This window comes from Devosia sp., from assembly GCF_030689745.1.
Classification (GTDB): Bacteria; Pseudomonadota; Alphaproteobacteria; order Rhizobiales; family Devosiaceae; genus Devosia; species Devosia alba.
Genome location: NZ_JAUYGL010000140.1, coordinates 20182 through 29353 on the forward strand (window position 1 = coordinate 20182; position 9172 = coordinate 29353).

The window sequence follows — 9172 nt, forward strand, 5'->3', positions numbered from 1 at the left end:
GGGAAACGCCCTTTTGGAATTGCCATAACCTAGTGAAATCGGCGTTGAACCGCAAGTTCGCCGCGTCAGTCCCTGCTGCTCGTGCGTTGCCGGAACAACCAGAAGCCAAGCATGACGACAGCGACAATGGCAAAGCCGAACCAGGTGAGGGCATAGCCCAGGTGGCTATTGGGGAACTCGATCACCGTCTCACCACCCTGGGGCAATTCGCCGGGCGCTCCGGCGGGCAGATCAACATAGAATGGGGCAATGGGCGCCAGCGCAGGGTCGATCATTTCGGCCAGGCGCGCCGGATCGCGGACCCATTCAACGCGGTTGGAGGTATCGGGCGCCGGCGTCATGAAGCCCGCCTTCTCTCCGGAGCGCAGCAGGCCAGTGATGGTCACCGGGACGATATCGCTTTCCGGGTCGGTAACCGCAGCTTCCTGCAGCGCCTCGGGCACAAAGCCGCGATTGACGAATACCGTGCCACCATCGGTCAGTACAAACGGGGTCACCACCCAATAGCCGGGGCCGGAGGCGGCGCCGCGAGCGTTGGACAGGCTGGTGAAGACGGTGATTGTCTGGTTGTAGCGGAAGGCGCCGCTCAACGAGACGGGGCGGAAGTTGAGGTCGTCCAGATCGAGGCTGGCCCACTGGCTGACCGCAGGCACCTCGACAGGTGGCGCATCAAGGCGCTGGTCGACGGCTGCAATCAACGCTTCCTTCTCGGCCAGACGCTGCAATTGCCAGACGCCGAGCCAGACGCAGATAGCGGCCAACAGCAGCATCAGCACCACAAATGTGCCGGTCATGACCGATCCGAGGCGACCGCGCTGGCTCATTGGCGCCCCTCATGGGCGTCGTGGCGATATTGCAGGGCCACCAGCACCCCCTTGAAAGGAGGCAACAGCGCCAGCGACAAAACGATCGTGGCGGGAATCCACAGCATCAGGTGGACGAAAGGCGGCGGATTGAAGAGCGCGCCAACCACCATGGCCAGTACGACAATGACGGGCGCGACCAGGAAAATGACGAAGACTGCGGGGCCATCACCACTATCGGCGAAGGACAGGTCCAGCCCGCACACCGTGCATTTCGGCGCCAGCTTGAGATACCCGTTGAACAGCTTGCCCTCGCCGCAGCGCGGGCAGCGGCAGAGCAGACCGGCGGTGAACGGCGATGGCTGCGACAAGCTGGCCTCCAAACAGATCGGGGCGCAGCATGTTTGCCGCGCCCCGTGCAATCAATCGCATGAGCCTAGTGGCTGAGCGGCACACCCCAGCTGCCCCAGACATAGATGGAGGCAAACAGGAAAATCCACACCACGTCGACGAAATGCCAGTACCAGGCGGCCAGCTCGAAGCCGACATGGCGCTCCGGCGTGAATTCGCCCCTGATGGCGCGCAGCAGACAGACAGCCAGGAAGATGGTGCCGATAATGACGTGGAAGCCATGCAGGCCCGTCGCCATGAAGAAGGTGGCACCATAAATGTTGCCGCTGAAGCTGAAGCCGGCCTGGCTGTATTCCAGGGCCTGCACGGCGGTGAACACCACGCCCAGCAATACCGTCAATGCCAGACCCCATTTGAGGCCCTCACGGTCATTCTGCAGCAGCGCATGATGCGCCCAGGTGACGGTAGTGCCCGATGTCAGCAGCAGCAGCGTGTTGAACAGTGGCAGATGGAAGGGGTCGAACAATTCGACACCAATCGGCGGCCAGACGCCGCCAGTGCCGGCGACGCGGGCATATTGTTCGACGTCGTCAAGGCGGAAGAAGCCGTCGAAATAGGCCCAGAAGAAGCCGAAGAAGACAAAGATTTCCGACGTGATGAACAGGATCATCCCGTAGCGCAGGTGCATCTGCACGACGGGAGTGTGGTCCACGCCGTTATTGGCTTCCTTGATGACGTCGCTCCACCACGCATACATGGTGTACAGCACCGCGGTCAGCCCGATGAAAAACATCCAAGGCGTCCACTGGCGCATCCAGAAAATGATGCCCAGGGCCAGTAAAAACACCGCGACCGACATGACAAACGGCCACGGGCTCGGTTCGACCATGTGATAGTCGTGATTCTTGGCAATTCCAGCCATGGTCAGCTTCCCTCGTTGTCTGAAGCGTAAAAAGTATAAGAGAGGGTGATCTCTTTAACGGTGGCGAGCTCGTGATTGTCATCAAGCTCAGGGTCGATGAAGAAGACGATCGGCATGTCCACGGTTTCGCCGGGCTGCAGCGTCTGCTCGGTGAAGCAGAAGCACTCGATCTTGTTGAAGTAAACGCCAGCCTTGTCCGGAGAGACATTGAAAATGGCATGACCGGTAACCGGCTTGTCCGAATAATTGGTCGCCACGAAATTGACTGTATCGACCGCGCCGATCTTGTCGGTGACCGGACGGGCCGCGATCACCTTCCAAGGCAGGTCACTGGCGACGTTGGAGTCGAAGCCCACCTTCATCTCACGGGCGATAATACCCTTGGGATTCTCTGCCGCGACCTGTGTGGTGCCACCATAACCGGTAACCTGGCAGAATAGCTGGTAGAGCGGTACTGACGCATAGGCCAGTCCCACCATGCCGGCGGCAATGAACAAACCGCTCAGCGCGGTGCGCCGATTGCGACTGCTGGTGCGCGCCGCACTATCATATTGGGTCATGTCAGCCATCATATTGCCCGATCAAACAGCGCTGGCCCCATCTTGACGATGGTCAGAATGTAGAAAGTGATGGCAAACAGCGCCAAGGCGACACCCAGGGCAATCGCACGGCGACGGCGTAGCTTGGCGCGGGCAGCGGCAACCTCGGGTGTTTCGATCTCGACGGCGCGAATTTCGTCCGGTGCGCTCATGACAGAACTCCTGGCAGGACGCCATATCGCGCCAGCATATTGTCGACCAGCAGCGCCAGGAACAGGACGAACAGGTAGCCCAGCGAATAGTTGAACAGAGCACGCGCCGATTTGCGCATCACGACATCTTCGCCAGTCCGCAGGAGCCGCCAGGCCAGTACCAGGAAGCCCGCGCCCGACAGCACGGCCACAACAGTGTAGATCAGGCCGGCAAAGCCCAACAGGGTCGGCAGCATGGCAGCGGCGGCCAGCAGCACGGTGTAGATGAGGATCTGTACCTTGGTGTGGGGCACACCCTTGACGTTGGGCAACATGGGAATACCGGCAGCGCCGTAGTCACTCTGCTTGTAGAGAGCGAGCGCCCAGAAATGGGGCGGCGTCCACAGGAAGATGATCAGGAATAGCGCGATGCTCTCCAGGGTGATGGTGCCGGTGACGGCAGCCCAGCCCACCATGGGTGGAAAAGCGCCGGCCGCACCGCCAATAACGATATTCTGCGACGTCGAGCGCTTGAGCCAAACGGTATAGATCACGGCATAAAAGAAGATGGTGAAGGCCAACAGGCCGCCAGCGACCCAATTGGTCGCCAGACCCAGCAGCACGACGGAAAATACCGACAGCACGACGCCAAAGATCAGCGCTTCGCCACCCGAAATGCGACCTGCAGGGATCGGGCGATTGATGGTGCGGCTCATAATGGCGTCAATATCGGCATCATACCACATATTGAGCGCACCGGCGGCGCCTGCGCCGATGGCAATGCAAAGCACGGCGATGAAGCCGATCAGCGGGTTGATCCCGCCTGGCGCTACCAGCAGACCAACAATGGCAGTGAACACGACCAGCTGCATGACATTGGGCTTCAGCAGCGCGAGATAATCCTCCACGCGCGCTTCGCCTGTCATGGCCGATAGATATCTGCTGTCGTCGCTTAAAGCCACGGGCCTTGCTTTCCTTGGGTGACTGGCCGGGCCGCGCGAGCGCGGCCCGGACGCATTCAATGCGCGTTGGTCGATTCGATCTTGGGCAGCGTGGTGAACTGATGGAATGGCGGCGGCGAACTCAGCGTCCATTCCAGCGTCGTTGCGCCCACGCCCCAAGGGCTGTCACCAGCAGGGCGCTTCCGCTTGAAGGCTTCCCAGGTCGCGTAGAAGAAGACGATCATTGCGACGAAGGTGATGTAGTAGCCGACCGAGGAGACGCGGTTCCACAGGGCGAAGGCATCCGGATAGTCGATGTAACGACGCGGCATGCCAGCCAGGCCAAGGAAGTGCTGCGGGAAGAAGATCAGGTTCACGCCGACAAACATGACCCAGAAATGCACCTTGGCGAGGGTCTCGTTGTACATGTAGCCGAACATCTTGGGGTACCAGTAGTACCATGCCGCGAAGATCGAGAACACGGCACCCAGCGACAGCACATAGTGGAAGTGGGCGACCACGTAGTAGGTGTCATGCAGGGAACGGTCAGCGCCGGCATTGGCGAGCACCACACCGGTCACACCACCAACGGTGAACAGGAAGATGAAGCCGACAGCCCAGAGCATGGGCGACTTGAAGGTGATCGAACCGCCCCACATGGTGGCGATCCAGCTGAAGATCTTGATGCCAGTTGGCACCGCGATCACCATTGTCGCCGCCACGAAGTAACGCTGCACGTCCAGACTCAGGCCGGTGGTGAACATGTGGTGTGCCCACACGACAAATCCGACCAGACCAATGGCGACCATGGCGTAGGCCATTGCCATGTAGCCAAAGATCGGCTTGCGGCTGAAGGTGGAGACGATGTGGCTGATAATGCCGAAGCCCGGCAGGATCATGATGTACACTTCGGGGTGACCAAAGAACCAGAACAGATGCTGGAACAGGATCGGATCACCACCCTCGGAGGGCTTGAAGAAGGCAGTGCCAAGGTTGCGGTCGGTCAGCAGCATGGTGATGGCACCTGCCAGAACGGGCAGAGCCATGAGCAGCAGGAACGCAGTCACCAGCACGGACCAGGCGAACAGCGGCATCTTGTGCAGCGTCATGCCCGGGGCGCGCATGTTGAAAATGGTGGTGATCAGGTTGATGGCGCCCAGAATGGAGCTGATACCGGCGATGTGCAGCGAGAGGATCACGAAGTCCATCGCCGGACCCGGATGACCCGTTGTCGCGAATGGCGGATAGATCGTCCAGCCGCCACCAGCGCCATTGGCACCAGGACCGACACCCTCAACAAACAGGCTGATGACCAGCAGGATGAAAGCTGGCGGCAACAGCCAGAACGCGATGTTGTTGATGCGCGGGAATGCCGTATCGGGGGCGCCAATCATCAGCGGCGCAAAATAGTTGGCAAAGCCACCCATGGTGGCAGGCATCACGACGAAGAACACCATGATCAGCGCGTGGGCTGTGGTGAACACATTGTACATGTGCTTGCCCGCATCGAGAGCGGCATCGCCGTCCATGCCATAGGCCATGCCTGCCAGACCGTGGAAGATCTGAATGCCAGGCTCCTGCAGCTCCATGCGCATGACGCCAGAAAGCAATCCACCGACAACGCCAGTGAAGATGGTGAACACCAGGTACATCAGGCCGATGTCCTTGTGATTAGTCGAGAAGACCCAACGACGCCAGCCGGTCGGCGTATGCGCGTGGCTCGCGCTGTCGTGTCCGGTTGCGTGAGCCTGGAGGTGAGCGGTATCGGTCATATGATTATCCTCTGAGCCCTGGTCTACTGCACTGCGGCAAGAGTGGCATTGGCGGCGGTGTAGTCGCCCCCTTCAAACGCCGCCATGTAGGTGGCAAATTCTTCTTTCGTGACGACGCGCACCGCGATTGGCATGAAGGCATGGTCCTTGCCGCACAGTTCCGAGCACTGACCGTAGAAAATGCCCGTTTCACGGGAGTTAAACCAGGTTTCGTTGAGGCGACCGGGCACAGCGTCAATCTTGATGCCGAACGACGGGACAGCAAAAGCATGAATCACGCCTTGCGGATCGGCGGTGACCTGCAAGCGCACTGTCGTATCGACCGGCACGACGAGTTCGCTGTCCACAGCGAGCAGACGCGGCTGGGCCGGCTTGGTCGCGGTCCGGTCATCTTCCTGCAGCATCAGCGAGCTGAATTCGAGGCCCTGGTCGACATACTGGTAATCCCAGTACCACTGTTGGCCTGTCGCCTTGACGGTGAGTTCGGGCGCTGGAACGTCAACCTCGCCGAACGAGAAGATATTGGAGCCGAGATATTTGCGCTCGCCATCGGGCACGGTCAGCTGGTCGGACAGCACGCCGAAGGACGGGATAGCGATGACGATCAGGATGATGATGGGCAATACGGTCCAGACGACCTCGACCATCGTATTATGGGTGAAGCTGGCTGGCGTCGGATTGCGCTTGACGTTGAAGCGAAAGGCCATCCACAGCAGCAAAGCCAGCACAAACACCACGATCAGGCTGATCGTCCACATCAGAATGCCATCATGGAAGCTGACAATGGAGTCCATGACCGGCGTTACCGAACGCTGCAAATGGATCTGTCCGGGCGCGGCATAGCCGGTTGGCTCAACAGGCGCGTCCTGGGCCAGGGCAATAGCCGGGGCCAGCGCAACTGCGGCGGCCACGACGGCGCCCACCTTTTTCAAGAACTGACCGATCACCATTAAACCCCTGTGTCGACTGCAATTGGTGCATCCGCACCGGGATTGAGTTGCGATGACAGCGGCATAGAAAACGCCGCCCCGACTCAACCTCGGAGCGAAAACTCTTCCAGAGACCTAAATCATATTGAAACCGGCAAGTCCATTACCACAACTGACCTGCGCTGCGTCATAATGCGCGCCAGGTGAGGCTGGCTCGCCTCATCCACGCCGCAGTTTCGCCCATATAACCCTAGCAAATCCGGGGTTTGGTTGACTTGGGCGCCAGCCTGTCGGAAATAGTCAGAGCCTTGAGTAGACGCACGATTCGGCGGGAGTATCGATAGATTGAAGCGGATTCTAAAACGCCATCTCGCCGGCATTGGTCTGGCCATCCTCACAATCGCCGCCGGTGGCAGTGCTGTATTGGCCCAGGGCGTGGTGCGCGCGCAGCACGGTGACTGGCAGATGAGCTGCGATACCCCACCAGGGGCCAGCTTCGAGCAATGCGCCCTGATTCAGAACGTGCTGGCCGAGGATCAGCCCAATGTCGGTCTCTCGGTCATTATCCTGCGTACCGCCGATCGAGAAGCGCGGCTGTTGCGCATCCTTGCGCCGCTCGGCGTGTTGCTGCCCAACGGACTGGGCCTGAATGTCGATGGTCAGGACATGGGAAGGGTGGCTTTTGTGCGCTGCCTGCCCAATGGCTGCGTGGCCGAGGTCGTTCTTGATGACACTTTGATCGAGACATTGACGAGCGGTACCAGCGCCATCTTCGTGGTATTCAAGACGCCTGAAGAAGGCATTGGTATTCCAGTCTCGCTTAACGGACTGAAAGACGGGTTTGAGCAACTCCCATAAGGGATGAAACAATCTGATGTCAGTCGAACGCCGCGCCACGATCCGACACCGCGTCCTCAAGGGTGGCCGCATTGTTACCAATGCCGGTTACTCGACCTATGACTGTACGGTGCGCAGCCTGTCAGATGGCGGCGCCCGCCTGAAGATCGCCAGCAGCGTTGGTGTGCCTGACAGTTTTGAGCTGGTTATGGATGACGGCCGAAAGTTCGACTGCCAGGTGGCCTGGCGCACAGCGCTGGAAATCGGCGTGAAATTCATCTGACTATGAAAAAAAGCCGGACGCGTGCGAGGCACGGTCCGGCAAGTCATCAGGAAACTGGATCGGCGGCAAAACCGACCCAGGAGATGGCACGAGCTCGCAACGACGATCCGTACCAACCGGTGTCACCGAGCGCTCCGCTCGGCGAAAACAAGTTCGCCCTACAGGCGAGTGTTGCGCGCGCGGGCAGCGTTAAGCAGAGACGCCGAACCCGCCTGCTTGCGGACGGAAAGTGCGGCGGTAACGTCGGCGCGCGTGATCCCCAGATCGGCGAGCCGACTCTGGTCCAAATCGAGCAGGGCCATCAGTGCGATCCGACGGGTACGGGCGGCCTTGGTCAGGGCAATCCAGCGCGTAATCGCAGCAAATGGACTGGGCGTGGCGGCCGCAAGTGACCGCTCGCCGGGAAGCGAGATAGCCATAGTACTCTCCGAGCTTGTAGTTCTGCCGAGGATGTCGGCGGGGTCGCCACTGCGTGTCGATTGGCGACAACTAATCAATAGTGCTCTGGACTTGCATTCGTCCAACAAATAGATTTCATTTAGTTCATCAATTTTGGTGATGCGAGGCAACATGGCGGCGCCGCTTGATCTGGACCAATTGCAGAGCTTTTGTGCCATTGCTGATTGTGGCAGCTTCACTGAAGCCGCACGGCGGGTGAACAAGACCCAGTCTGCCGTCTCGATGCAGATCAAACGGCTCGAAGACCGGCTTGGACAATCGTTGCTGGCGCGCAAGGGGCGCGGTGTAACGCTGACCTTGCATGGTGAGGCGCTCTATGCCCGAGCCCGCAGGATGCTGCGCAGCAATGCGGAGATCCTTGATTATTTCTCAAACGACATCTTGGCGGGATCGATCCGCTTCGGCGTGCCCGACGATTATGCGGTACGATTGCTGCCGGTGATCCTGTCGAGCTTTCAGCGTACCCACCCCAAGATTGCGGTGGACGTATCCTGCATGGCGTCCGAGCATCTGCTCGAAGGCATGCGCGCTGGCAGGTATGACCTGATCGTCTTTACCCAGGGCACCGAGCAGAATTACGGCGAGCTGTTCCGCACTGAAAAGATGCACTGGGTGGCCTCCCATGGTGGGAGGGCGCTGGAGAGTGACCCGATCGCTATCGCTTGTGGCCCCCAATACTGCATTTGGCGCAAGGACGCCCAGGATGCGCTGGATCGTTCCGGCAGGGATTACCGGATCGCCTATACCTCTTCGAACGCCACCGCGATCTCGAGTGCGGTGCTCTCGGATCTGGCCGTCGGCTTTCTGCCCGAAAGCGCATTGCAGCCGGGCATGCGCGTGGTGACTGACCAACCCGGCCTGCCCCATCTGGCCGACGCCCAGATCGCCTTGATGCGCGCCAGCCATGCCTATGGCGGCATCTTTGATGCCTTGGCCAACCATATCGTGGAGTCGATGGGCAATCTGGAATCGGCGTCCGAGGCATCAGAAGCAGCGGAGTAAGTGGGCAGCGCTCTTGACCTGTCGGGGCCGATGTCGCACCAAGTCGATATGGCCGATCCTCTTACCAATGCCGCCGAATTCAGCGTCAGCGAAATCGCTCAGGCGGTCAAACGCACCGTCGAGGACGAATTTGGCCATGTGCG

At 59.8% G+C, this 9172-nt stretch carries 12 protein-coding genes; 3 read left to right on the forward strand and 9 right to left on the reverse strand.

Annotated features, from left to right (window positions below):
• Positions 1-65 precede the first annotated feature (65 nt).
• The 8 genes from Q8O80_RS12215 to coxB form a co-directional block, all read right to left on the reverse strand.
• A complete protein-coding gene (locus Q8O80_RS12215; protein ID WP_305579723.1) occupies positions 66-824 on the reverse strand; it encodes an SURF1 family protein in 759 nt (252 codons plus the stop codon).
• The gene (locus tag Q8O80_RS12220; protein ID WP_305579724.1) at positions 821-1174 is read right to left on the reverse strand and encodes a DUF983 domain-containing protein; all 354 of its coding nucleotides are present in this window, start codon (positions 1172-1174) and stop codon (positions 821-823) included. The genes Q8O80_RS12215 and Q8O80_RS12220 overlap by 4 nt, the downstream gene beginning before the upstream one ends.
• A gap of 65 nt (positions 1175-1239) precedes the next feature.
• Positions 1240-2076, reverse strand: a complete 837-nt coding sequence (locus Q8O80_RS12225; protein ID WP_305579725.1) for a cytochrome c oxidase subunit 3 — start codon at positions 2074-2076, stop codon at positions 1240-1242.
• A gap of 2 nt (positions 2077-2078) precedes the next feature.
• Positions 2079-2636 carry a cytochrome c oxidase assembly protein gene (locus Q8O80_RS12230; RefSeq protein WP_305579726.1) on the reverse strand — a complete coding sequence of 186 codons (558 nt, stop codon included), beginning with the start codon at positions 2634-2636 and terminating at the stop codon, positions 2079-2081.
• An 8-nt stretch (positions 2637-2644) separates the two neighbouring features.
• On the reverse strand, positions 2645-2827 hold the full coding sequence (locus tag Q8O80_RS12235) for a hypothetical protein (RefSeq protein ID WP_305579727.1): 183 nt from the start codon (positions 2825-2827) through the stop codon (positions 2645-2647).
• Positions 2824-3732 (reverse strand): heme o synthase, encoded by a 909-nt coding sequence (locus tag Q8O80_RS12240; RefSeq protein ID WP_305579734.1) that lies wholly within the window; start codon positions 3730-3732, stop codon positions 2824-2826. The genes Q8O80_RS12235 and Q8O80_RS12240 overlap by 4 nt, the downstream gene beginning before the upstream one ends.
• A gap of 92 nt (positions 3733-3824) precedes the next feature.
• Positions 3825-5519 carry a cytochrome c oxidase subunit I gene (gene ctaD, locus Q8O80_RS12245; RefSeq protein ID WP_305579728.1) on the reverse strand — a complete coding sequence of 565 codons (1695 nt, stop codon included), beginning with the start codon at positions 5517-5519 and terminating at the stop codon, positions 3825-3827.
• Positions 5520-5542: 23 nt separating this feature from the next.
• Positions 5543-6469 (reverse strand): cytochrome c oxidase subunit II, encoded by a 927-nt coding sequence (coxB, locus tag Q8O80_RS12250; protein WP_371136181.1) that lies wholly within the window; start codon positions 6467-6469, stop codon positions 5543-5545.
• A gap of 324 nt (positions 6470-6793) precedes the next feature.
• On the opposite strand from coxB, the gene Q8O80_RS12255 reads away from it, so the two are divergent.
• Positions 6794-7306: an invasion associated locus B family protein gene (locus Q8O80_RS12255; RefSeq protein WP_371136182.1), complete on the forward strand. Its 513-nt coding sequence runs from the start codon at positions 6794-6796 to the stop codon at positions 7304-7306.
• Positions 7307-7322: 16 nt separating this feature from the next.
• Positions 7323-7568, forward strand: a complete 246-nt coding sequence (locus Q8O80_RS12260; protein WP_305579730.1) for a PilZ domain-containing protein — start codon at positions 7323-7325, stop codon at positions 7566-7568.
• A 158-nt stretch (positions 7569-7726) separates the two neighbouring features.
• Here the strand turns inward: Q8O80_RS12260 and Q8O80_RS12265 are convergent, their stop codons facing one another.
• Positions 7727-7987, reverse strand: a complete 261-nt coding sequence (locus Q8O80_RS12265; protein ID WP_305579731.1) for a hypothetical protein — start codon at positions 7985-7987, stop codon at positions 7727-7729.
• A 151-nt stretch (positions 7988-8138) separates the two neighbouring features.
• On the opposite strand from Q8O80_RS12265, the gene Q8O80_RS12270 reads away from it, so the two are divergent.
• A complete protein-coding gene (locus Q8O80_RS12270) occupies positions 8139-9029 on the forward strand; it encodes a LysR family transcriptional regulator (protein WP_305579732.1) in 891 nt (296 codons plus the stop codon).
• Positions 9030-9172 lie beyond the last annotated feature (143 nt).

Excerpts from the sequence above, each read along its gene's own strand:
- Q8O80_RS12215 (WP_305579723.1), bottom strand. The coding sequence starts at position 824 with ATGAGCCAGCGCGGTCGCCTCGGATCGGTCATGACCGGCACATTTGTG.
- Q8O80_RS12225 (WP_305579725.1), bottom strand. The coding sequence starts at position 2,076 with ATGGCTGGAATTGCCAAGAATCACGACTATCACATGGTCGAACCGAGC.
- Q8O80_RS12230 (WP_305579726.1), bottom strand. The coding sequence starts at position 2,636 with ATGACCCAATATGATAGTGCGGCGCGCACCAGCAGTCGCAATCGGCGC.
- Q8O80_RS12235 (WP_305579727.1), bottom strand. The coding sequence starts at position 2,827 with ATGAGCGCACCGGACGAAATTCGCGCCGTCGAGATCGAAACACCCGAG.
- Q8O80_RS12240 (WP_305579734.1), bottom strand. The coding sequence starts at position 3,732 with ATGACAGGCGAAGCGCGCGTGGAGGATTATCTCGCGCTGCTGAAGCCC.
- ctaD (WP_305579728.1), bottom strand. The coding sequence starts at position 5,519 with ATGACCGATACCGCTCACCTCCAGGCTCACGCAACCGGACACGACAGC.
- coxB (WP_371136181.1), bottom strand. The coding sequence starts at position 6,469 with ATGGTGATCGGTCAGTTCTTGAAAAAGGTGGGCGCCGTCGTGGCCGCC.
- Q8O80_RS12260 (WP_305579730.1), top strand. The coding sequence starts at position 7,323 with ATGTCAGTCGAACGCCGCGCCACGATCCGACACCGCGTCCTCAAGGGT.
- Q8O80_RS12265 (WP_305579731.1), bottom strand. The coding sequence starts at position 7,987 with ATGGCTATCTCGCTTCCCGGCGAGCGGTCACTTGCGGCCGCCACGCCC.
- Q8O80_RS12270 (WP_305579732.1), top strand. The coding sequence starts at position 8,139 with ATGGCGGCGCCGCTTGATCTGGACCAATTGCAGAGCTTTTGTGCCATT.